Source organism: Psychrobacter sp. T6-6, from assembly GCF_052258185.1.
GTDB lineage: Bacteria > Pseudomonadota > Gammaproteobacteria > Pseudomonadales > Moraxellaceae > Psychrobacter.
The window spans coordinates 42,615-65,995 of sequence record NZ_JBQQEX010000012.1; the positions used below are offsets into that span (position 1 = coordinate 42,615).

The 23,381-nt window shown below is 39.8% G+C and carries 18 protein-coding genes; 4 read left to right on the top strand and 14 right to left on the bottom strand.

Going from position 1 to position 23,381, the window contains the following annotated elements; genetic code table 11:
- Positions 1-202 precede the first annotated feature (202 nt).
- A complete protein-coding gene (gene htpX / locus ACTXGL_RS13085) occupies positions 203-1,117 on the top strand; it encodes a protease HtpX (protein ID WP_443527172.1) in 915 nt (304 codons plus the stop codon).
- Positions 1,118-1,241: 124 nt separating this feature from the next.
- Here htpX and ACTXGL_RS13090 read toward each other — a convergent pair whose 3' ends face one another.
- The 3 genes from ACTXGL_RS13090 to ACTXGL_RS13100 form a co-directional block, all read right to left on the bottom strand.
- Complete coding sequence (locus ACTXGL_RS13090; RefSeq protein WP_443527173.1) at positions 1,242-1,688, bottom strand: hypothetical protein; 447 nt, start codon at positions 1,686-1,688, stop codon at positions 1,242-1,244.
- A 268-nt stretch (positions 1,689-1,956) separates the two neighbouring features.
- Positions 1,957-3,231: a saccharopine dehydrogenase family protein gene (locus tag ACTXGL_RS13095; RefSeq protein WP_443527174.1), complete on the bottom strand. Its 1,275-nt coding sequence runs from the start codon at positions 3,229-3,231 to the stop codon at positions 1,957-1,959.
- Positions 3,232-3,529: 298 nt separating this feature from the next.
- Positions 3,530-4,771, bottom strand: a complete 1,242-nt coding sequence (locus ACTXGL_RS13100) for a carboxynorspermidine decarboxylase (RefSeq protein WP_443527175.1) — start codon at positions 4,769-4,771, stop codon at positions 3,530-3,532.
- A 99-nt stretch (positions 4,772-4,870) separates the two neighbouring features.
- Here ACTXGL_RS13100 and ACTXGL_RS13105 point away from each other — a divergent pair, with 99 nt between their 5' ends.
- Positions 4,871-5,536, top strand: a complete 666-nt coding sequence (locus ACTXGL_RS13105) for a DUF924 family protein (RefSeq protein ID WP_443527176.1) — start codon at positions 4,871-4,873, stop codon at positions 5,534-5,536.
- Positions 5,537-5,682: 146 nt separating this feature from the next.
- Here ACTXGL_RS13105 and ACTXGL_RS13110 read toward each other — a convergent pair whose 3' ends face one another.
- From ACTXGL_RS13110 to ACTXGL_RS13150, 9 genes are all read right to left on the bottom strand, one after another.
- Positions 5,683-6,042, bottom strand: coding sequence for a hypothetical protein (locus tag ACTXGL_RS13110; protein ID WP_443527177.1), 360 nt, complete (start codon positions 6,040-6,042; stop codon positions 5,683-5,685).
- 239 nt (positions 6,043-6,281) lie between these two features.
- Positions 6,282-8,072, bottom strand: a complete 1,791-nt coding sequence (locus tag ACTXGL_RS13115) for a restriction endonuclease subunit S (protein ID WP_424510360.1) — start codon at positions 8,070-8,072, stop codon at positions 6,282-6,284.
- Between the two features lie 2 nt (positions 8,073-8,074).
- Entirely contained in the window at positions 8,075-9,550 is a 1,476-nt protein-coding gene (locus tag ACTXGL_RS13120) for an N-6 DNA methylase (protein WP_443527178.1), read from the bottom strand.
- 89 nt (positions 9,551-9,639) lie between these two features.
- Positions 9,640-12,066: an EcoAI/FtnUII family type I restriction enzme subunit R gene (gene hsdR / locus ACTXGL_RS13125; protein WP_443527189.1), complete on the bottom strand. Its 2,427-nt coding sequence runs from the start codon at positions 12,064-12,066 to the stop codon at positions 9,640-9,642.
- 540 nt (positions 12,067-12,606) lie between these two features.
- Positions 12,607-15,729, bottom strand: a complete 3,123-nt coding sequence (locus tag ACTXGL_RS13130; protein ID WP_443527179.1) for a sbcc family protein — start codon at positions 15,727-15,729, stop codon at positions 12,607-12,609.
- Positions 15,726-16,262 carry an ABC-three component system middle component 1 gene (locus ACTXGL_RS13135; protein WP_443527180.1) on the bottom strand — a complete coding sequence of 179 codons (537 nt, stop codon included), beginning with the start codon at positions 16,260-16,262 and terminating at the stop codon, positions 15,726-15,728. The genes ACTXGL_RS13130 and ACTXGL_RS13135 overlap by 4 nt, the downstream gene beginning before the upstream one ends.
- Positions 16,246-17,550, bottom strand: coding sequence for an ABC-three component system protein (locus ACTXGL_RS13140; RefSeq protein ID WP_443527181.1), 1,305 nt, complete (start codon positions 17,548-17,550; stop codon positions 16,246-16,248). Before ACTXGL_RS13140 ends, ACTXGL_RS13135 begins: the two co-directional genes overlap by 17 nt.
- Position 17,551: 1 nt before the next feature.
- Positions 17,552-18,610: a ComEC/Rec2 family competence protein gene (locus tag ACTXGL_RS13145; RefSeq protein ID WP_443527182.1), complete on the bottom strand. Its 1,059-nt coding sequence runs from the start codon at positions 18,608-18,610 to the stop codon at positions 17,552-17,554.
- Between the two features lie 333 nt (positions 18,611-18,943).
- Positions 18,944-19,153: a helix-turn-helix domain-containing protein gene (locus ACTXGL_RS13150; RefSeq protein ID WP_443527183.1), complete on the bottom strand. Its 210-nt coding sequence runs from the start codon at positions 19,151-19,153 to the stop codon at positions 18,944-18,946.
- An 84-nt stretch (positions 19,154-19,237) separates the two neighbouring features.
- Here ACTXGL_RS13150 and ACTXGL_RS13155 point away from each other — a divergent pair, with 84 nt between their 5' ends.
- The gene (locus tag ACTXGL_RS13155; RefSeq protein ID WP_443527184.1) at positions 19,238-20,566 is read left to right on the top strand and encodes a hypothetical protein; all 1,329 of its coding nucleotides are present in this window, start codon (positions 19,238-19,240) and stop codon (positions 20,564-20,566) included.
- A gap of 364 nt (positions 20,567-20,930) precedes the next feature.
- Here the strand turns inward: ACTXGL_RS13155 and ACTXGL_RS13160 are convergent, their stop codons facing one another.
- Positions 20,931-21,683, bottom strand: a complete 753-nt coding sequence (locus ACTXGL_RS13160; RefSeq protein WP_443527185.1) for an ACP-like domain-containing protein — start codon at positions 21,681-21,683, stop codon at positions 20,931-20,933.
- A gap of 343 nt (positions 21,684-22,026) precedes the next feature.
- Here ACTXGL_RS13160 and ACTXGL_RS13165 point away from each other — a divergent pair, with 343 nt between their 5' ends.
- A complete protein-coding gene (locus ACTXGL_RS13165; RefSeq protein WP_110817436.1) occupies positions 22,027-22,467 on the top strand; it encodes a hypothetical protein in 441 nt (146 codons plus the stop codon).
- A gap of 106 nt (positions 22,468-22,573) precedes the next feature.
- Here ACTXGL_RS13165 and ACTXGL_RS13170 read toward each other — a convergent pair whose 3' ends face one another.
- Positions 22,574-23,206: a recombinase family protein gene (locus ACTXGL_RS13170; protein WP_299221956.1), complete on the bottom strand. Its 633-nt coding sequence runs from the start codon at positions 23,204-23,206 to the stop codon at positions 22,574-22,576.
- Positions 23,207-23,381 lie beyond the last annotated feature (175 nt).

The following is a 23,381-nucleotide window of genomic DNA, read 5'->3' on the forward strand; positions in this document are numbered from 1 at the left end:
TTGGTAACGAGCTAATATACCTAGCTCGCTAATTGTCTCGAAAAACCTCGCTATAGTTGGGACAACATAATTGTTTTAGCACTTTGACAATATTAAAATAGTATGACAGAGAAAACCACAGTAAAATCTATCGTAGCAAACAAACCTTTTAGATAACTATCTACCGAGGTCATACAGATACTACACATAGGAAATCAGCCTCATGATGCGCATTGGATTGTTCTTGTTAACCAACTTGGCCGTGATCGTAGTTTTTAGCATTGTGTTTGGGATACTGTCCAGATTTTTTGGGATTGGCGGTGTATACACGGCAGGTGGGCTAAACTATGTCAGTCTTGCAGTTATGTGCAGTATCTACGGTATGGTTGGCTCGATGGTGTCACTCTTTATATCAAAGTGGATGGCTAAAAAATCCACAGGTACAGTAGTCATAGAATCGCCACGCACCGCTACTGAACAGTGGCTGGTCGATACAGTAGCAAAACAAGCGCAAGCCGTAAATATCGGTATGCCTGAGGTTGGTATTTTTAATAATTCGCAGCCAAACGCGTTTGCAACTGGCTGGAATAAGAATAAAGCACTAGTAGCAGTGTCGTCTGGTCTACTACAAAACATGAATCAAGATGAAGTCGAGGCCGTATTGGCGCATGAGATTGGTCATGTGGCTAACGGCGATATGGTAACCCTTGCGCTCATTCAAGGCGTGGTCAATGCGTTTGTGATGTTCTTTGCGCGCATTGTCGGTAGCTTCGTGGATCGGACAGTGTTTAAAAACACTAGTGATCGCCCCGGTATCGGTTACTTTATCACCAGTATTGTGATGGATATTTTGCTTGGATTTTTGGCGTCTGCCATCGTGATGTGGTTCTCACGCTTACGTGAATTCCGTGCGGATCAAATGGGTGCAAAGCTTGCTAGCCGCGAAAAAATGATTAGTGCGCTTGATGCACTGCGTTCTTCTGCACAGCGACCAGATCAAATGCCTGAGAGCATGAAAGCGTTTGCAATCTCGTCTGGACAATCTCAAGGCTTTAGTATTGCCAACCTGTTTCGCTCACATCCAACGCTAGATGAGCGTATTGCGGCGTTGCGAGAATACAATCCTAGTGAAGTTTAATCGGTTGATTGTGTTTTAGTTATGTGGTGCGCTGGGCGCACCCTACTGGACTGTAAAATTGCATGAAAAAAGCCATCATGACGAATGATGGCTTTTAAGTTAATAAAATCAATAATTAATTATCCTACTTGATTTGATTCATCAAAATTTTTGAAAAATAATTTCCTTTCCTTCTATCTAAACAAGCAGTCACCAGCGCTCTAGGGCAACCAGTATATGCTCCTACCTTTATAATAGGTAAATTATAAAATACATAATCCACGTCATCTAATTCAATTTTCCAAGTATTTGGATCTCTATCGGTCTTATCTCTTAGTACTTTCCTAAATGTTTCGCCAACATAGATACTATAACCGTTAAGTATGTCAGCTGGCTCCTGTATAATTTCATTGTTATGTGAATACTGACTTAATAAATAGTTTTCTATAATATCTAAAGACTCAATTGAGTAATCAAGTTTATCTCTTATACACAATGGTTTTGAATCTATAAATCTATTTAAAGCATCTGATAAATCCATAAGCCAATATTGGAATAAATCAAAACGTTCTTCTCTTGTTTTTTCAGTCATAATATTCAACCTATTTTTTGACAGTTGTAGGGTGCGCCCAGCGCACCAATAAAACTTGTCCAAACCACGATAGATAGTAGCAAGAACGCAATGGCATCGCTAGCCGTGACTGTAGCAGCAACCTGTTCCGCCAATAGCCGATGCCATAGCAGAAATTGCAGATAGCAGGATTTGCTCCATTACTTCCTCGTAAAATTACAGTAAAAACCTAGACATAAAAAAAGCCTATCTATAACAGATAGGCTTTTTGATTAATAAAGTCTGATAACTAAATATCAAACTCAAGTGCTCTATCACCTTCGCTATCTTTGATACGCGTTGGCAGACCAATCTTATTCAGTAAATTGATAAATGGCTTGGCATCTAGCTCTTCGACGTTGACCATCTTGCCTGCATCCCATTCGCCAGTTGCAACTAGCATGGCTGCCGCAACAGGGGGTACGCCTGCGGTATATGAGATACCTTGGCTACCCACTTCGTTGTAAGCATCTTTATGATCTGAGACGTTATAAATGAACACTTCAGTCTCAACGCCATTGATTTTGCCTTTAACCTTGTCACCAATACAAGTGTTACCTGTATAGTTTGGCGCCAGCGAGCTTGGATCTGGTAGTACGGCTTTTACAACTTTTAACGGTACTACTTCTTGACCTTCAGCCGTCATTACTGGCTGCTCAGACAGTAGTCCTAGGCTCTGTAGCACGGTGAATACGTTGATATAGTGCTCACCAAAACCCATCCAGAAACGGATGTTTGGTACATCTAAATTAGCTGACAATGAATGCACTTCATCATGACCACTCAGATAACTGTTCTGCACGCCTACAACTGGCAAATCATCCGTACGTTTAACTTCAAACATCTTGTTAGACTGCCATTTGCTGTCTTGCCAAGAGTAAACGGTACCTGTGAACTCACGGAAGTTGATCTCTGGATCAAAGTTAGTCGCAAAGTATTTGCCATGACTGCCCGCATTGATATCGATGATATCAATATCAGTCACTGAACCTGCATCCATCATGTCGTAGCCAAGACGCGCATAAGCGTTGACCATACCAGGATCAAACCCTGCACCTAAAATAGCAGTGATATTGTTGTCTGCACAGCGCTGTTTGCGTTGCCACTCGTAGTTATTGTACCACGGCGGTGTCTCACAAATCTTACGTGGATCTTCATGAATCGCCGTATCTATATATGCCGTGCCTGTTTCGATACAAGCTTCTAGAACGGTCATATTGATAAATGCCGAGCCAACATTGATGAGTATTTGTATTTTTGTGTCTTGTATCAGCTGCACAATTGCTTGGCTGTCCATCGCATCGACCTGATGCGTATGCAAGACTGCAGCTTGTTTAAAGCTGTCTTTTTCTTTTACGCTCTGCGCGATGGCATCGCATTTGTCTTTGGTACGTGAGGCGATATGGATCTCGCCGAGTACATCATTGTGCATCGCACATTTATGCGCGACCACTTGAGCGACACCGCCTGCTCCGATGATGAGTACGTCTTTTTTGTTAGATGTGGCTTGTTGGTTTGTGTTCAATGAACAATCCTCCTTTGTGTCCCTGTCGATACCGTTGATCGCGGCTATGCAAAACAGAAACGAGTGAATGATATGCGTGAATTAAAAAGGAAGACCGAGGAAAACCCACGCACCCGTCGGGCAAATACCACTCCAGTATTTGCCCGAGGCGATTATAACAATTTTTATTCCCTTATCGGTAAAAAATATGCATAAAAAGCAGAGATACTAAAATACTCACTAATGCAAACTAAGTCTTTGTTTTTTAATACTTAAAAATATCACAAACCGACAATAGCATTGTTTAAAAAACTAACTCCTAAGACAGGCTGGCTTTGTAGTCTTGGTAATCAAACTCACGCTGGATATCGATACGACCGTCCAAACGACGAATCACAATTGCAGGCATGTTGACCCCATTGAACCAGTTTTTCTTCACCATCGTATAGCCTGCGGCATTGCCAAGGGCAATCTCATCCCCTATCTGTAAGTTACTTGGTAATGCATACTCACCAAAGATGTCACCTGCCAAGCAAGAACGACCATAGATAATAGTATGTTCTGCTGACTCAGCATTAGCTTCAGACGGTGCAGCTTCCGCTGGATTACCAATAGGTGCGATGTCAGCAGTAGCATTATTGATCGCAGCAATCGGTGCTGACTCACGGTAAATCAGTAAATCAAGCATATGTGCTTCGATAGAAGCATCAACGACGGCTAAGTTTTTCTGATTATGCATCGTATCTAGGACAGTAGTGACCAACGTACCCGCACCATGGATACTCGCTTCACCCGGCTCAAGATAGACTTGCACACCATAAGTTTCGCTAAATGCTTTTAATCTGTCAGCGAGCTTTTCTAGTGGATAACCAGGTGCGATAAAGTGAATACCACCGCCCAAGCTCACCCACTCAAGCTGTGCTAATACATCACCGAATCTGTTTTCAATATCAGCCAAACTCTCACTAAAAGCGTCAAAGCTGTCGTTTTCGCAATTGTTATGAATCATAACACCAGTGATATCACCGAGCACTGCTGCAATTTTGTCTTTGTCATGCTCACCAAGGCGGCTAAATGGACGCGCAGGGTCAGCAATCAAAAACGATGAGTTGCTGGTCTTAGGATTTAGTCGTAAACCGACTGGAATACTTTGCGCCGCTGCTTGGTCTTTAAAAGCATTGAGCTGAGAGATTGAGTTAAAGATAATCTTGTCAGCGTATCTCAATACTTCTGGCAGTTCATCTGCACTATAGGCAACGCTATAGGCATGTGTTTCTTTTTTATCTTGGCTACCCGCCTCGGTATTATTACCAAAGGTTTCATATCCCAATCTGACTTCATTGAGCGACGATGAGGTCGTACCATGCAGATAAGGCTGCATCACATCGAACACGCCCCATGTAGCAAAACATTTCAACGCTAGTAATGCCTTGGCTCCAGACAACTCACACAGACGCGCGATGATTTTCATATTGGCGACGATGGCCGCTTCATCGAGCACATAATATGGGGTTGGTGGTAGTGTTGTGTTGGTAGAATTTTCTAGATTTTTTGCATTCATAATAGATTACCTAATAGACACTCTGCTGTTGGTATCTTGACAGACAGATATAAATATTTGCGCTATAGTAGACTAAATTCATCATAATTAGAATATCTTATGGCACTCTCAACCGATTATTCCACCTCTGCCAGCCGATCTCATTCTTCTCAACTAGACCCAAAAGACATAGATTTGACTCATCTCGATCCTGAGGCACGTGCAGTGTTGGATTTTTGGTTTAATGAAGACAATGAAGCGTGTTGGTTTGAACAAAACGATCATTTTGATAAACAGATAGCGGATAAATTCAGTAGTACTTGGCAGACAGCCGTGCAAGGTGAATGCGTCACTTGGCGTATCGCGGAGTCTTCACTGGACGGTAATAGCTCGGTTACGGCGCTGGCAGGACGATTAGCAGAGATTATCGTGTTGGATCAGTTTTCACGCAACCTATACCGCGGTCAAGCTAACGCTTTTGCTCAAGACGGTATGGCAATCGTACTGGCACAAGAAGCGGTTCAGCAGCCCTACTTTGATACGCTGCCGATGCAGTGGCGCAGGTTCATCATTATTCCATTTATGCATTCTGAGTCAGCACTGATTCATGACCGTTATCTGCCGCTATTCCAGCAGTTGAATGATCCCACCACATTGGACTTTGAATATCGCCACAAAGAAATTATTGATCAATTTGGGCGCTATCCGCATCGCAACGAGGCGTTAGGACGCGACTCAACCAATGATGAAAAAGCCTTTTTGCAACAGCCAGACTCATCGTTCTAAAGTCAAAAATGCTAATGATTAGTTGTATAACACGCTCAAGGATAGTCAAAGGTGTTTTACAAAATAAGGGCTGAACCAGTTATCTGTTTCAGCCCTTATTCTTACCCTATCGTCTCAATAGCCGAACTGGTGTTTTAGTTTACCTACTAATAATTTACTTGACCTGTCGTAAACGTAAATGACTGCGTTTCTGAAGCTTGGTTGTCAACCAAGATATCAAAGCTCACTTGATACTTTGTATTACCATAAAGACCACATTGTTGACTCTGGTCCGCACGACGTTTGACTTCACAGCTTTTGAGTGCATCGGTCAACGGTAAGATAAAAGCTTCGTTCTTTGGTAGCTCGTAGTTAGTATTGCTGTACGGATCATTGTCAAAATCAATCAACTGAATCGGTACATCAGTATTACGCTGAGTATCACGGAACTTGATGTTACTGACTTTGATTTTATCTGCTGATGGCATACTGATATAAACGGGTTGTCCGATAGGATCAGTACGCAAATTGCGACCAGTTCCTTTAACATTTACAACCCCTAATTTATGCACAAGTCGTTTTATTTTCTAATGTAGAGCGTTATATTCTGACTGTGCATTTTTAATTCTGCACAATACGGAATGTGTAAACGGTCAGTTGTCCTTAGTAGCAATACCAACACTATTTGATTTACCGAGTAGAATGTCTTGATAAGAGATATTATATCTTATCAAGACATATAAAACACTTAGCTCAACACTAAAACTCATCCTAAAGCCCGATCAACCAACGCATCAGTAAGCTGAACTTGCGTCTCTTGAGATTGCTTTAGCTTCTCTTTTAGCTGATCGCAAATAGCCATTAGCTCATCAACTTTAGCAACTATACGCTGTTGTTCAGCTAAAGGGGGGATTATCATAGGTATTTCCTTGAGCTTTGAAGCTTTTATACCTGTAGCAGTCATACCTGTTGCGTTATCTATTAACTGTAGTTGAAAAGGTTGAGCCAATATTTGTAATAGCAAAAAATCACTAATTTCAGAAAGATGCCATTGGAAACAAATAGCTCGTTGAGCCAATGCAAATTTTCCTTTTATATCTATATTGGCAGCATTTCCAAGTGGAGCTTCTGGAGTGAATAAAGTATCTCCTTGTTTTGGAAATCCTCGTGTCATCCAACTGGTGTATTCATCTTCTGATATAAACTCTTCTGGTTTTAAATCAACATAGCCATAACGTATATTTTTTGCAGTAATTAATCTGACTCCATTTTCTATTTTTGTTGGAGTCTTGCCACGATAATCAATAAACTTTGCAAGATTACCTAAACGCATCCATTCCCAACCATGCGGCTGAGTAAGGTATTTATCATCGGCATTTAGCTCTTTAGATGCCGAAGTTCTTAAACCTTGTTCTTTCACTAGTTTAGACTTAACTTCATTTATGCGTTCTAACAACACCGAAGCAGGTTCTTCATCTAGATTTTGCGGAACTAACTTACCCATTACCGCCAATTGCAGCACAGTTTGCTTTAGAGCGTCAATGCTTTGCTCAGTAGTGAACAGGCTGTCGAAATGCTCAGCAATTCTCGCCCAGTTTTGTGCCAGCTCATCAGCGCCAGCACTATCTGTCAACGTGGCTAATAACACTTCCACAAGCGTAGCGTGAGCCTCGATACTGGCTTCGGTTTGCTGCTCTAGCTGATCACATAACAGCATGAGTTCATCGACTTTAGCGACGATGCGTTTTTGTTCTGCAAGCGGTGGAAGTGGAATAGGATTGCTTTCAAAAAAACTTCTTGGGACTCTTTTATGTCCAGCAGAGCCAGTCATAAGCTTTTGACCCATAGTTAAGAAGTTAGGTGATTTAAAATATAAAAGAAGAAAATTTCTTTCAACTTGCTCTCCAAAAGGACGCGCAACATGGAGTTCTGTTGTCCCTGCGCCAATACCATTTTCTAAGTTACGAAAAATAGCAGCTTTACTATTTTCAAAACAAGGTGTTATTTTCGCAATAGCAATATCGCCATTAGCAAAATGGGTATAGCCTTTCTTTATTTCACTCCAAGGCCTTGATTCAGAATCATGTACTCCATCGTATGATGTAGTGATTAGAGTCATTGGAACAAATGATGCTTTAGTTTTATCATCAACATTCGTATTACGTGGGTTTATCTCTGTTATAAAGTTAAGTCGAGTCCACTGCCACTCACGAGGAAGATCAAAAGGTTTTTCATCTTCATTAACTTTACCATCTGCTTTAGTCTTCTTAATCTTCTTATCTTTAATCAACTGAGCTTTTTCAGCCGCTATTCTTTCTAACAAAACAGAGGCAGACTCATCATTAGCATCCTGCGGCACTAGCTTGCCACGTACTGCTAACTCCAAAATCAGCTCACGTAATTTGCTAATGCCGTATAGCTCATACTTTTTGCTACTGCCACGCCCACTAGTCGATTTAGCCAGTATAGCGCTAGTCCAGATATCGATATGTCCAGTGATCAACTGCTCTGGTTTGTTTGCGTCTTTACCCACCTCTAAGCTCGTTTTTACATTCATAGCTACTTGTCCTCTGTCGTGTTAGCAGACAGCGCAGCGCCCAGTACATCTTTTAATTGGCTGCGTAACGTATCGATGCTTTGTTGTTGTTCAGCATATTCAGCGAGTAGCTTATTAGGGTCATAATCAATGACCTCTCCTTGGTAAGGGTTTGAGATATCGAGGTTATAATTACGCTCGATGACCTCTTCTATACTGACCTTCCAAGCATGATCGTTTTCAACACGACTGTCAAAGCCATCAGACTCATCACCCCACCAGTCAATCTCGGGTTGAAACTCTTCAAACTTCATTGGTTTGGTTTTGCTATAGTTTTTGACGCCTTCAGGATAAGGATGCTCATAAAACCAAATCTCTTTGGTGGGCTGTCCTTTGGTAAAGAAGAGAATATTGGTCTTGATCCCCGTATAAGGGTTAAACACACCGTTTGGCAAGCGCACGATGGTATGCAGATTACATTCCTCTGTCAGCATCTTCTTGAGCTTGGTTTTTACCCCTTCACCAAACAAGGTTCCATCAGGTAACACGACGGCAGCGCGACCTTTATCTTTCAAGACCTCAATGATTAATTGCAAAAACAAGTCTGCCGTTTCGCGTGTTTGGAATTCAGCAGGGAAGTTCTTTTCGATACCGTGCTCTTCAGTGCCACCAAAAGGTGGGTTGGTTACGATGACATCAATATCACTGTCCCAGCTCGATAGCGGCTTATTTAGGGTGTTATCGTGACGTATCTGTACGGGTACTTCGATGCCATGCAGCATCATATTGGTCGTACAGAGCAAATGTGGCAGTTGTTTTTTTTCAAACCCTAAAATCTGCTGCTGTAGTACTTGGTGATCTTCAGCAGTTTCAACATAGTTGTTTTTGACATGATCAAACGAACAGGCCAAAAACCCACCTGTACCACAAGCTGGATCCATGACGCGCTCACCGAGCTTTGGATCCACACGGTCAACGATGAAGCGCGTCACGGCACGAGGAGTATAAAATTCACCTGCATTACCCGCACTCTGTAAATCACATAACAGTTGCTCATAAATATCACCAAACAGATGGCGCTCATCTGAACGATTGAAGTCCACTTCGTTGAGCTTGTTAATTACTTGGCGTAGCAGCGTGCCGTTTTTCATATAGTTGTAGGCGTCGCTCAAACCTTGACGCACGACAAAGCCACGTGGGTTGGTATCTACGGGTGCCGTCAGGTTCTTTAGTTCAACGAATATTTCATCGTTTACGAACTCTAGTAACTCCTCACCAGTGATGCCTTCGGGATCAGCCGCCCAATTACGCCAAAGGTATTTCTCAGGGATGGGAGTCTTATAGTTTTCTTGTTCGAACTCAAGCGCTTCTTCTTGTGCATCAAATATCTTGAGAAACAATAACCATGACAATTGGCTTAAACGTTGGGCATCACCATCGACACCAGCATCTTGACGCATGATATCTTGAATAGACTTGATAACTGAACTGATTGACATGTTGTTTCTCTTCTTAATAAACAATAGGAATAAAACAAGCCTCAATAAGAGGCTTAGATATATAGATTGTAGCTAAGTTTTTTAATCACTTAAGCTTGTTTAGGTGGCGGTGCCCAATAGATTTCGTTTTCAAGATCACTAATGGCTTGCTGGTAATCTTTTTTGCTACCAAAGCCTTGTTTAACAATTTCCATAGGACTACCTAGCTGATCAAGCGGCTTCACTTTAAGCACATTTAGGCTTTCGATCTCTTCTACGCCCGCATCAGCATATTTATCGAGCAAAGCATTCAGTACTTTTTGAGCAGTGTCTGAATACTTGGTAAAGTAATTGCGTTTTTTAACTTCATTCGCACGTTCACGACGGGTCAAAGGTGGCTGATCATATACCACATGGCAAATTAGGTCGAAGGGGTCCATATCTGAACCGATCTCTTCCTGCAATGCTTCCCAAATAATACCAGCGTTTGCCAGCTCATCGATGATGGTTTGTTTACGCTCAGTATCGTTCCAACGCTTGGTAAACTCATCCAAACTAGCGAACTGCTTGCTGAAAGTCTTGCGAGTATAGTCTTGAAAGGACTCGGTGACCAGCTTACCATCAGTATCATAATACTGGATACGCTGTGCCATTACTTGTACGGTTACACCTTTCACATGATATTTTTTAGCTCGCTCACTCATTCCAATATCATCACCCATACCAGCCCCTAAATCAAAGCCGCTCTTATCACCTTGGGTTGTGTAGGCTAGATCAGTCCCATTAACAATATCTAACTCTGCGTCTGACTCACCATCCACCACTTCATCTAGCTCATCGCTTCCTTCATTAATCTGCGCTGGGGTTACGTTCATGATACGTTCAGGAACACCATCAAAGCGCTCATCTGCAAATAGCTCAGTCGCTTTTTTGAAGTCGAGAATCGTAAACCATAGCTTACCGTATTTATCATTGATACGAGTACCACGGCCGATAATCTGCTTAAACTTGGTCATCGATTTGATGTTTTGATCTAACACGATAAGCTTACAGGTTTGAGCATCGACACCAGTTGTCATCAGCTCTGATGTTGTCGCTATCACTGGATAAGGTTTTTTTGGATTGATGAAGTTATCAAGCTGCGCTTTGCCCAGCTCATCATCACCCGTGATTTTCATGACATACTTTTCGTTCTTTTTAACTTGCTCAGGATTGCAGTTAATTAAAGCTCGGCGCATGCGCTCCGCATGATCAATATCATTACAGAATACAATAGTTTTAGCCATGGGGTCAGTGCGCTGAAGGTAGCTAGTTATGGTATGTGCCACCAACTCAGTACGCTCATCAATCACCAAACTACGATCAAAATCTTTTTGATTATAGATACGATCCTCAATCAACTCACCATGCTTATCTGTCTGTCCCTTGGTTGGACGCCAGCCTTGCATATCGACATCGATATCAATTCGAACCACTTTGTAGGGCGCTAAAAACCCATCTTCGATACCCTGTTTTAGGGTATAGGTATACACAGGATCCCCAAAATAATAAGAGTTAGATACCTCTTCAGTCTCTTTAGGTGTCGCTGTTAAGCCTACTTGTGTGGCGCTATTAAAATACTCCAATATCTCACGCCAAGCACTGTCTTCAGCAGCGCTACCTCGGTGGCACTCGTCAATGACAATCAGGTCAAAGAAGTCTGGTGCAACCTGTTTAAAGGCTTTCTGATGCTCTTCTGGACCTGTTAACGCTTGATATAAGCCAAGATGAATCTCGAAGGCTGGATCAACGGTACGGCCTTCTATTTTGGTCATCGCAGTGCCAAAAGGCTGAAAGTCATTCACCCGAGTTTGATCGACCAAAATATTGCGGTCTGCTAAAAATAAGATACGTTTCTTTTCTCTAGCCTTCCACAGACGCCAGATGATTTGAAATGCAGTGTAAGTTTTACCCGTCCCTGTTGCCATTACGAGCAGGATGCGATCCTGTCCACGAGAAATGGCTTCTATGGTCTTATTGATGGCTTGTAGCTGATAGTAGCGTGGCGACTTACCACTGCCATCATCATGATAGTCTTGAGTGATGATAGGCAGCTGTGCCTGCGTATAGCCTTTCCACTGACAGTATTTATCCCATAGCTCAGCTGGTGTTGGAAAATCCTCTAGTGAAATCTCTGTTTCGAGTACAGTGGTACTGGTTTTATCATGAAAAATAAAGCCATCACCATTGGATGAAAACACGAACGGCACTTCGAGCAGCCCAGCATAGTCAAGCGCTTGCTGCATCCCTTTACCAATAGAGTGTTTGTTCGCTTTGACCTCGATAACAGCAAGCGGCAGATTAGGCTTGTGATACAGAACAATATCAGCAGATTTGACCGTCTTACGCACTGCCATTTGACCACGGACGATAACTTTACCATCACGAAGCTTCACTTCCTCGCGAATTTGGGTCATGTCATCCCAACCTGAACTCTTAATGGCAGGCAGAATGAATTTGCTGATAATATCTGTTTCGGATAACTCTAATTTGTTGATACCAGCCATGGCAGTAGGCTTCCTATCTAGCTAGTGTTAGGGATGACTTATACTTTAACATATGTTGTGTAATTTCAGTCTGCTAGATTTTTAAACATATAGACTTCAACTATTTTCAGGATAGTTACCGTTAGTATACGTGACCAAGATGATTAGAAATTACTGTAAGAAGCTGTAAAGAGAAATCTATCTAAGTAGATCAAAGATATCAGCTGTCTTGGTTGTTAGATGATGATCTAGTATGTGCTTTACAGGTTCAAGCTATCTTATGAATGTATCCCAAAACAGATGCTTTTAACATCGTCCAAAAAGCCAAATTCATTTAATTAGCTGAAGCTATGGACTGATCGAACAGTTTCGACGCGTTAGTGAGGGACTATCATTGGAAGTTAAATCTTTGATATTGGATTTAGTTTAATACTTAGAGAAGCCAAGGCAATATGGATCAACTAACTGCTTAAACAGTAAGTTAACCTAACTAAAGTTAATAGACTCAGTTGCTGGAAATCACTCCAGAAGAAGAATAACCACTAGCTCTTTTTAAATTATATTTTGTGCAACAACGCCATACGACTCTAACGTAATAAATTTGGAGCCAAATACTTCTACAGGAATTTTTTTCTGTAAAAGTTCAAAAAAACCCTCATCATGAGTTGAAATGATAATCTGCTTGTTAAACTGAACAGAAATATTTCTAAGCATATCGATCATCGACAACACATTGATTGAATCCATTGAGTGAATTGGATCATCAATTAGTATCACGTCAAGCGGCTTGCCATTATGCTTAGCATGGATTGCTTTTGCCAAAAATACGCTCAAACTTAAGATATTCAATTGAGCAGAGCTGAAATAGAGAGTTGGTGAAATTGTCTTGCATTGATCATCTGAAATGACGATATTCAGTTGAGGGCGCTCACCCACATTAAACTTGGCTGAAAACTCAACTTTTTTGAATGCAGGATGAGGATCAATTTTTTGATATATTACATTAATTAGGTCGGTGTAGAAATATGATTTTATCTGTTCTTCCAAGCAAGTCGTAACATCTCTTATCTCCTCCTCTAAAATCGATGCAACTTTTGAATATTTACCTATTTCTACCTCAATCTGGGTGATTTTCTCTCTTCTTGTTATATTCTGAACATAAGGTACTAATGTTTTAAGTTGGGCTTCCAATAATTCATAAGATGTCAGTATTCTATGAACTTGTTCAAGACTGGTGCGAATAATAGAAAGCTTTTTTTTGATTGCGGTCTTAAATTCCGCTTCAGTCTTCAATCTTACATCACCAACTAGCTCGGATAAGCATCTAAGGTACGGAGTTATCTGAGCATCATACTCAGCAATTTCTAAAGATAAGGCTGAATGACGAGCTCTTAGGAACTCGCCATTCAGCCAATTTCCTTCAGATTCCATCTCAGCCTTTAGTGACTTACAACGCTCTACAATATCTTCCACATCCTTATTAATAGCCTCCATCGTGGCTGTACTATTTGAAAGAACATTATTTATTACGGTTGAAACTTCACTTACATCCGTAGCATTCGCGCGAATGAAATTATCAAACTTAATGTATAGTGGGTTTTGTTTGATAGATAGCTCTTGGCTTTGACAAGCACCTATCTGTACGATCAAGTCATTCAATTCTGACCTTAGGTTATCTATCTTTTCCTGAGTGTTATTTTTGTCTTCGATTAACTTACACAGCAGTTCAGTCGCGACTTCCTTATCTTTATTCAAATGAATTTTGAGATCAGTTGGCTCAAGATTCAGTACTAAGGCATTACGTGATGATATTTTTTCAATAGAATTTGACAACTTCGTATTTAAATATAGGCGAGACTCTTGGTTTTTACTAATCTTTTCATCTAGTTGTCGAATAGCGGATCTAATGTTGTCCGTAACTCGATTCTTTCTATCCGAAACCTCAGCTAGTATTTCCTTTACTCTTTGCTTAACCTCATCTTTTAAAAGGAAAGCACTCTCGATCATTTTAGAATTATCTTGTAGAGCTTGAGAAGCATAACTATTGCTAATAATGGCATTCTTCAAATTTTCTTCATCCAAGTAGTCATGCGTACACAGTGGACAGGTTTTTGTTGGATGAAGACTGATATATTCAAGACCCAAACCTACTAGACGTTCAATAGTGCTTGATTGCTCGGTGAGCGCTTTCTGCACAGTTAGCAAACTGTGTAAATGTTCTGTACAGCTGATTGACTTAGAATGTAGCTCTGAAAGCTCTAATATGATAGAACTATCGGTATATAGAAATGAGGTATCATTTGAAAGTAAACTTTCAACACTAACTTCAAGAGAGTTAATCTGATCTAGATCAAGTCGCTTCGCATCTATAGACGCTAGATCAATATTTCTACTGGTGTTTAGTGCTTCAATTTCTGATTCTAAACTCAAAACAAGCTGACGAGTATTTGCAATCTCAATATAAATATTACTGGCATTCACCTGCAACTCGTTCAAGTTTTGTAGATTAAATTGCTGGGTGCTAATATCAGTCTCAATATATTTCAGACTAAATACTTCTTTTTCAATCTTTGAATTTAAGTCAGTCTTAGTGTTATGGAGGGTTTTTTGTTCTATATGACATTGTTCAAGCAATGAATGAAGTTTTATAAATTGTGGTAGTTCAGACTTCAATTCATTAAGCTCGTTAACTCTTGCTAGAACAACGCCTTTATCGTCATTCTTTTTCAGATGTAGTTGATAGAGTTGTTGGTACTTTTGGCTATCTTCAACGCCTCTACTAATTCGTTTTATTTCAGGCTCAAGTTCTGATTTCCTAAGCAGAAGTCTTCCTATCTCTCCAGCTCTATCCAAATTTTGCTGCAAAGACTCAACGAGATCATTAAGATATTTACGTTTGAGACTAAGCGTATTTTTTCTTTTCAGAATAAACGAAACAGTTTCAAGCTCCTGACTTGAAGTGAAATCAGCACGTATGGGTTGCACTACTTCTCCAAATGACAGGAGGTGGCTTACTGTATTATTATATTCAACAAAAACAACTTCATCATCTCCATCGACTATCTGTGAAGTAATCTCTGAGCGTCTACGATTCAACTCTACAAGTTTAGAATTGATTTCATGCGCCATAATATGCAAATTCTTGCGAGATTTTTCAGCATTACCATCAAAATAATCCATAAATAGTTCATATCTATTCTCCGGTTTTATATCGCGAACAAATCTATCTATGGCATCTTGAGAGAGAATAATATCTCTAAAGATTTTTGTGCCTTCTTCAGTATCATTATCATTAAACCTAATATCACGCGAGTCCACACGTATATTATTTAATTCACGTGGAAAATCTTTCTCTGTCGTACTGACCAAAACAGATGTTTTCACTGTGCTTTCAACATCTTTATTCCTTAGTATATACTGAGGCTCATCCTCTACCTTTGTGCCTTTAGCCGCAGCTTTATTATTATTCTTATAAGCATCACCGATATATCGAGAAACGTTGTTTGTAAGCGCCCATTCTACAGCATCGTAAAATGAACTTTTCCCAAATCCATTCGGTGCATAGATAGAAACAAAATCAGAAGGCTTATTCCCATCGATCGTAAAATCAAAGGTACCATCAGCCTTGTATTTGTAGGCACGGAACGCTTCAATTACGACTTTTTTAAGTTTCATGACTTCCTGCTTATGTAATCAATAAGGGTTTTAATCTTCTTTTCACGAATACTTCGAGCGCTCACGCTCGCGTCCAAGGGAATATCTACAAGAAAATCTGTAATACTTGACTGATAATTGCACTCGACTGTGACTTTATCAAAGTCAATTTTCAGATCAAAGCCTAGTAGTTCATTATTAAGAATCTCAATTATTCTTGAGCTTTTCACAGGTACAGACTCATTTTCCACAACTACCTTTCTCGCAATGTAGGTATCATTCTGAATAATGTATTTATTTCTAATGTTTATCGTTTCAGGGCAGAGAAGCATTAAATATACATTCCATCGCTCCGCTTCAGCCTGTGGCTGGTGGAACACAGACACAAAATTTTGAATGGCCTCCCATTGTTCAATGAGACTCTGCGCAGTCTCAAACTCACATAGAATACAACTTATAAAAGACTGGTTTTCGGAAATATAAAAACTAAAATTAACGGTTGAAAAACTTCGCTGGATTTCAGTAAAATCAAAATTCTTAATTGACATGGACATTATAGAACCCCCGCAGCATTTCAACATATTCAGACGAGTTATTATTGTAAAACTCATCTAAATTCTCGATTACACATCGCTTATGCAAGGCCCGTATATGCGCAATCTTAAGTGTGTTGCACTTTTCCACCGACACACGGTTTATCTTCAATCTACTGCCAGTAGCTCTTGGTCTTGCAATATTTTCTAGGATTTCTTTGATTTGAAACTTCGGTGGCATCACAATTGGATTCAGCTCGCAGTTGTCAATGATTAACGATCCTCCTTCATCTAACGTATTGCCTGCTAGCTCAAGCAAATTTCGTAGCTCACCTATCCAGTTTTTTTCACTTTTACTAAAAACAAATCTTCTCTTCGTTTCAAGTCCAGAAAAATAGATTGAGTCAGCGTTAGTAGGATCATCAAGCAAGACCGATATAGCCATGAACTCTAGATAAGATATCCACAATCTGATATCTAAAAGCGAAGATGGATGCTCATTAGAAAACAGTAGATTATTCTCGTATTTCGTCAATATGAGACTAGGTTTTGTCGACTTATCCTCCAGTATTTCGTCAATAATTCCTCCGAACTCCTCCTTAATATGAGCTATTAGATCAGTACCTGGGAAATCATAATTAAATGTTTTGTCTTTTAAATTAGAAAAGCATTCAAGAAAACTAGGCCTAATGGACGCCAAAGAATGGTATTCAACTAACTCCTTATACCAACGAATAGCGTTACACTTAACTCGACCGAAATACTCCTCAACCTCTGCTCCATCCATGCTGTATTCGATAGCAATAAGGCAGAAGCTTTCATTATCTAGACAATAAACTCCTGCCCCAGAAAATCCGTCAATCATCGATTTATCTGGGCCGCCATCTGCAGATATTACAATCTCACCTCCTATCCATGAAACTAATTCAGCAGTCTGTTGTTTAACTTGGTTATTAAAAGATTTTTCCCTTGAGCGAGTGTCTGGATATCCAACCATCATTAATGGAGTTCGAGGAGGTGGCTCCCCTATATACATTGTTAAATTTATACTCTCTTGATACGGAATCTTAATTACTGCACAGTCTACGTTTGTGTCAGGGTGGAAATAAATTTGAATAACATTAATTCGCTCCCTCTCATGATTAAGGATTTCATGACTTTGAAAACCTTCAAGACTTGCAGCGTCTCTAATTACATGGGCAGCTGTTAAGACATAAGAATACTCTTGAGACAGCGCACTAATCAACACACCGCTACCGCCATTTACCTTAACAGCGTGAGCATTCATTAACTCGTATTTATTCATCATATTAAATCTGAATCTCTCTATTGAGATAGCGCAATCTCGATCCGTAAATCGCGACCTCACTAGCCAATAAAATCCCCTTTAAAGCATGCTCATAATTGAAATAAATTATGTTATCTGAATGTGCGTTTAATATTCTCGCCAAAGTTCTTTTATGAGGATGACCATGCTTAGTACCATCGGTACTAATTAAATAAGACCTACACTCAATAAGATCGAGCATTTCAACACTGGTATTACAATGACTACCATGATGAGATAGTTTTACGTAATCAACTGCAAGTTTATTTTCCTTAGTGTAACCTAGCTTTTCGAGAGTTTCTACTATGGTACAGGCATGTGAGTCTCCTAAGAACAAAAACTTCTTTTGTTCTACCTCAAGAATGAAAGCAATTGAACTACCATTTGTACGTGATATGTCTTTAGCAAAAGCATCATTTTTGAGAAGATCACTTACGCTTTGGTCATAATCATTTTTCTCACCTGCCGTATAAGGAGAAAACGGCTCCGCAGGCCATATGTAATGAAGCCTTCTAAGATGCTTATCTGTAGGCGAAAGAATTGTAAACTTAAAAGGCCCCTCAATAATTACTTCTTCAGCAACAATTACTTCACGCCTCCAACAATCTAAATCATCAAGAATCTGTTCAAAAGTTTTACCTTCGCTAACACTCGTTTCTGGGGTATCCCATGTGCTAAAGGGAATAGCATTTTCAGATATCTCAGCCTCATTCAAATAATCTGAGATATTTCTAGATGCGTTTAACCATACTCTTTTTGTGAGATCACTTAGATAGCCCTCAGTTTTGAAGGCCTCTATAAGCCCTTTTATGTGATCGGAATCAATATGGGTCAGGATTACCAGATCGACACACTGACCTTTTTCTTTTATTTCATCCAAGGCAATACGCAAAGGACCAGGGCGCCTCCGCCCAGGTCCCACACCAAAAGCCTTAGCTGGCCCACCGTCAATAAGAAGGTTGAAGGTGCTTACTTCTGATGAGTGAGACACTAAAATCGAATCACCATGACTAGCCTCAAGCAAGCGTATAGTAGTTGCCATAAAACCTCCCAGTTTTTCTGAGCAGCACTAGTTGATTTGTACTATGCCACAGTTGTTCATGAAATTGGCGATATTAGTTCATGTAGCGTCGCCCATTGCTTCATAATATTTAAATCTTGACATACCATAAAGATTAGAACTTATCAGTTCATCTAATTTTCTAATCTATTGGTGCTAGATATTGCCTGATAATTAAAGTACGACGACGCAGTATCAGTCTCTATTACTTACTTAATAAATAATTTGATCATCTATCAAAGAGTGACTTTCTTGTTAACTGACTAAGTTTGAACTCAGCCATAGCATACTCGTCGAGAGTATGTAGTCTAAATCTCAGACCAAATTTTGTATCTCAACATCTAACGCATCACATATCTCATATGCTTTCTTAAGCGTAACATTTTTCTCTCCACGCTCGATGTTTCCCATATAACTACGATCAATACCTGCCATCTCTGCCAACCTTTCCTGAGATATCCTCTTCTTTTTCCGCACCTCACGGACGCGCTTGCCAAAGGCAATCATGCGATCATCTGTTGTCATCTCATTAACCACTGCTAAAGATAGCAATACTCACAGTGGTAAGCTACAATATCCACGGGATATAGTCGGTATTAAGAGGTGAACGTGAAAACTAAACTAGAGTATCAGTCAGATATTACAGAGACCAATAAGCTTATTTGTGAAAGATACTGGCTAAGAGAAGCCGATAAACGAAGTGGTTTTATATATACCTGTAGAGAGATAGGTCAAGAGTTTGATGTTAAGCATCAAGATATACCTAGTATCGTTAAAGTAAATGCTCATCTTGCCGTACTAGATTGCCAATGCATAGACTGCGGTACAACTAAGATTTGCTACACTCGTTCACAACTAATTCAATTAGATCTTATTAGATGGCGGTGTAATGATTGTCGGGAAGCGCTTCAAAAGAGAAGGGATCAAGAGTATTTAGAATATCGTATTAAACAAGACCGCTTAGCAGAAGAGAAGAGACAGGCCGCTCTAGAATATATTAATCAATGCAGAAGCATTCAATTAAGCAGCATTCCTTCAATTAATGAGCTTAGCGATGTGGATAAGCTTCTACTCGCAGCGACTATAGAGAGTATAGGAGCAGATAATTTAAAGAATACAGTTTCTCTACATGATAACTTATCACTACCTTTATCATCGTTCTCTAAATTAGATGAAAAGATACTACATCATCTCTTTAACCGAAATCTGCTCATACTAGCTCCTGAAAATAGCTACGAATACGTAACCATCAGCGAAGAACAGGAGTTAGAAATAGACTTCCATCAAGCGATCTTTGAGTTTACTTATAGTATTGAGAATCTTACTAAAATCTTGATAAACGCTAAATCTAAAAAAAATGTCAGTCCTCTAGTAGCGGATAGTCAATTTAAGAGCTGGTGTGAACAGGTGCAACTAGGAGAGTGTTTAAGCTACCTGATTACTAGGTCAAGACTGAACGATCTAGCACCGCCTATTGGCGACAAGCTAGTTAGCATTCTCAGATCATGTCTAGCTGAATGCGCTGTATCAACCATGCATTATGTCATTTGGAAATCTGTTGAAAATGCTGCTGCATACGTGCAAAAACCAAATATTACTCGAAGACATGCTTCAAATTCTGTTTCTGGTAATATAGAAAGGGTTTTCGGTAAAATACATAGTGGTAGTTGGAATCGCAATAAATCTTTTCGCGATGCTAGCCACCCTCAGTCTGCAATGGCCAAAATATTTTTTGATTATGTATTTGGAGTAGATGATGGTAGTTTTCACTACACTATTGATGAGTTATTTAGTCCATATAGGCCCCAGAAAGTTTTAGAGCCAATAAGTTATGCAACTTTAGGAGATACTAGAAGTACGAATTATTCAGTCACAATCGCTCTTGATATCAAACAATCACGCTCTACTACGTCTAAATCATTAACACAACTAAATTAGCCAAATAAGGTATACCAGTAAGAGAAAGATTGTCTAGATAGAAGACTATATAATTTGCTGAGCGAATTTATTATTACTAATAGGAGCTAGTATGGAAGACTCTAAATTCGAAGAATCAATTACTGATGATCGTCCTATCCTCGTTAGCCAACAAGAAATAGAAGAACGACGCTATATTATGGCTATTACTTGAGCCCATCCCAGATTCTGTGTAACTGCCATTTGCTCGGCCAGTTTTTTAAGGTCAGATTGAGTAGTCATTGCTTATTCTCCAGTTAGTGGATTATAAGCAGTTACACAAAGTTTGGGAAACTCCCATTATCTGATTATGGCTATTTTCCCTTTTTTATTTTTCTGAAGGCGTTTATAATTTTTGACAGTTTTGCAATAACGCGTAGCCACCTTTAGATTTTTTTAAATCTAACAAAGAGTAGACCATTGAGTCTCCAAACACGCCATCATTAATAGTTCCTACGCTCAGTAAGTAGTTATTATTGGAGAATACTGGATTATTTTTTTTACTATATTGATCATCAAAGTTTAGCTGTTGTGAAATATTATCGTAAGTCACTGTCGCACTAGTTTTTTGGTTATTAAAGTGGTAGGTTACGCTTAGATTTTCGTTGCTATCACACTTGTAGTTGACGACATAATTTTGCTGGTTAGATGGTTGCTGCTGGTCAGTGATAAAGCCTTTCAAATTAAAGTTTTTTGCGGTGTTTGCATGCTTACGGGCATCATTGCGTGTTTGGCTTACGATAAGCTTATAATCCCCTGTATAAGGCAGGACTTGGAAATCACCAGAGAGTTCACTAGTTTTATTGTTATTTCCAAGATACAGTAACTTTAATACCACATCGTCTGATGTGTTTTGTCTTACTACTCTTAATACTTGATTAGCTTGTGCATGGAATATATATTCCTTTGTATCATAGCCAGTAATACTGCCCTTGATATCCAAAACTTGGGGGTTAGCAATATTACTGTGACTATTTTTATGAGAAGTCTCTACTGCATTAGTATACTGACTACTGTTATCAGGTGTTGTGTTACAGCCTGCTAAAGTAGCTATACACGACATCACAAATGCAAGGGCGAGTATTTTCTTTGATTTCATCTTAAAACCTTTCGTATTAAAAAATAATTGATTATTTTAACATCCAAAATAGTTGAGTTTATTGGTGTCGGAAAAACTATATATTACATCCATATCTTCGAGTAGATTTTAGCTAGTACACAATAGACCAAAGCAAATCCAATGAAAAAACATAACAGATTAACACTCCACCCCAGTGAATGATATGTTCAAGCTAGTAAAATACGGCAAATATTCAAATATTATCCAATCAAGAATCCAAATAATCACGCACGGGGCGTTTATTAAATTGGCTAGCGTCTTTAATTTAGTTGACACAGAGTTTTGAACGCCCTCTTCTCTTATTATATTTAAAGGAAAAATTATGCGTTCTTTGCTTCTAACGACAATGTGCTTAACGGGCAGCTTAGCTCTAGTGGCTTGTAGTAACCATCGTGCCGACACCACGGATCTGAGTAAGCAGCCTACAATAGAAGCGCCGGTAGCGTCAGGGGCATTTACTGCTTTTGGAAACAAAGGGAAAATTTGGCGAATAGTGATTGAAGGAAATGAGCTAAGTATAGAGGCAAATTTCTTAAAGCCAACGACAGCAACAGTTACCGTGGTGGGTTCTGGTTCTGTCAATACTGAAGGTGTCGAATACGCGAGTACTGTCAATGGACAGCCTATTGTTGTGAATATAAAAAATAACCTTTGTATCGATGACAATGGCTATCAAAATGAATTTACTGCAATATTAACTTACGCAGGCAAAGCATATCAGGGTTGTGCTGTTGCCGGTGCAATAGAAATTGCGCCCACATAGCAGATAAGCCCAAGCGGTAGCCAATGTATAACCCAGCGGAACCCTCTAAAAAGGCTCATTAATCCATTAATAGACTACTCATAGTAGACTACTATATTGGAACCACTTAATGACTACTGAGCATCTTCGGTCTTTCCTTGGCCACATCAGCGATCAGATGCCGTGAGCACTTGGTCATACCTTGTATCTCAGAATAGCTATGACCTGATTTGAGTAGACTGGCAATAATCTTACGCTTCTCCATATCTTTCCTGCGTCCTGAATACTTACCTTCTGCCTTAGCACGAGCAATCCCTTGCATCTGACGGTTACGGCGATCCTCATAATCTTTTCGAGCAATGGCTGCGAGCATATCCAGCATCATCGAGTTAATGGCCTGCAATACACTGCTCATAAATTCAGTGCTGCTTTCAGATTGAAGCGCCATATATGAGGTCGGCAGCTCTTTTGATACGATAGAGAGCTTTTTTTCTGACAGCATTCTTTTAAGCGTATCCCAATCAGCTTGATTCAAACGTGCCAAGCGATCAATTTGCTCAACTAAGATCACATCGCCCTTATGAGCATCTTCAATCAGCTGCATAAGCTTTGGTCGCGCCAAGATAGCTCCTGATTCGTTTTCGACATAGAAGGCAGCAATTTTGTGGCCATAGTCGTTGGCAAATGCTATGAGTTCGCTTTTGGCACGTTTAGCGTCTTGTTCTTTGGTTGACGCTCGTAGATACGCTCTGATAAACATAAACACCTAAAATAGTCTGTTATAAGTGGTTCCATTATACCAGTCTGTTTTAAGTGGTCTGTTAATAGGTTTGAAGGGTGAAATAGGTGGTTCCCTTAGGGTATAGCTTTTGAAACCATTTTTCTTTATATTGTCACTTAGACAGGCTGGGCATTTGATGTATAGTGTCATTTGC

What these genes read in the sequence shown, in the direction of transcription:
- ACTXGL_RS13135 (WP_443527180.1), bottom strand. Translation starts at nt 16,262, where the DNA reads ATGTCCATGTCAATTAAGAATTTTGATTTTACTGAAATCCAGCGAAGT.
- ACTXGL_RS13130 (WP_443527179.1), bottom strand. Translation starts at nt 15,729, where the DNA reads ATGAAACTTAAAAAAGTCGTAATTGAAGCGTTCCGTGCCTACAAATAC.
- ACTXGL_RS13100 (WP_443527175.1), bottom strand. Translation starts at nt 4,771, where the DNA reads ATGAATGCAAAAAATCTAGAAAATTCTACCAACACAACACTACCACCA.
- ACTXGL_RS13160 (WP_443527185.1), bottom strand. Translation starts at nt 21,683, where the DNA reads ATGAAATCAAAGAAAATACTCGCCCTTGCATTTGTGATGTCGTGTATA.
- ACTXGL_RS13165 (WP_110817436.1), top strand. Translation starts at nt 22,027, where the DNA reads ATGCGTTCTTTGCTTCTAACGACAATGTGCTTAACGGGCAGCTTAGCT.
- ACTXGL_RS13150 (WP_443527183.1), bottom strand. Translation starts at nt 19,153, where the DNA reads ATGACAACAGATGATCGCATGATTGCCTTTGGCAAGCGCGTCCGTGAG.
- ACTXGL_RS13140 (WP_443527181.1), bottom strand. Translation starts at nt 17,550, where the DNA reads ATGATGAATAAATACGAGTTAATGAATGCTCACGCTGTTAAGGTAAAT.
- ACTXGL_RS13170 (WP_299221956.1), bottom strand. Translation starts at nt 23,206, where the DNA reads ATGTTTATCAGAGCGTATCTACGAGCGTCAACCAAAGAACAAGACGCT.
- ACTXGL_RS13115 (WP_424510360.1), bottom strand. Translation starts at nt 8,072, where the DNA reads ATGAATGTAAAAACGAGCTTAGAGGTGGGTAAAGACGCAAACAAACCA.
- ACTXGL_RS13120 (WP_443527178.1), bottom strand. Translation starts at nt 9,550, where the DNA reads ATGTCAATCAGTTCAGTTATCAAGTCTATTCAAGATATCATGCGTCAA.
- htpX (WP_443527172.1), top strand. Translation starts at nt 203, where the DNA reads ATGATGCGCATTGGATTGTTCTTGTTAACCAACTTGGCCGTGATCGTA.
- ACTXGL_RS13145 (WP_443527182.1), bottom strand. Translation starts at nt 18,610, where the DNA reads ATGGCAACTACTATACGCTTGCTTGAGGCTAGTCATGGTGATTCGATT.
- ACTXGL_RS13090 (WP_443527173.1), bottom strand. Translation starts at nt 1,688, where the DNA reads ATGACTGAAAAAACAAGAGAAGAACGTTTTGATTTATTCCAATATTGG.
- ACTXGL_RS13105 (WP_443527176.1), top strand. Translation starts at nt 4,871, where the DNA reads ATGGCACTCTCAACCGATTATTCCACCTCTGCCAGCCGATCTCATTCT.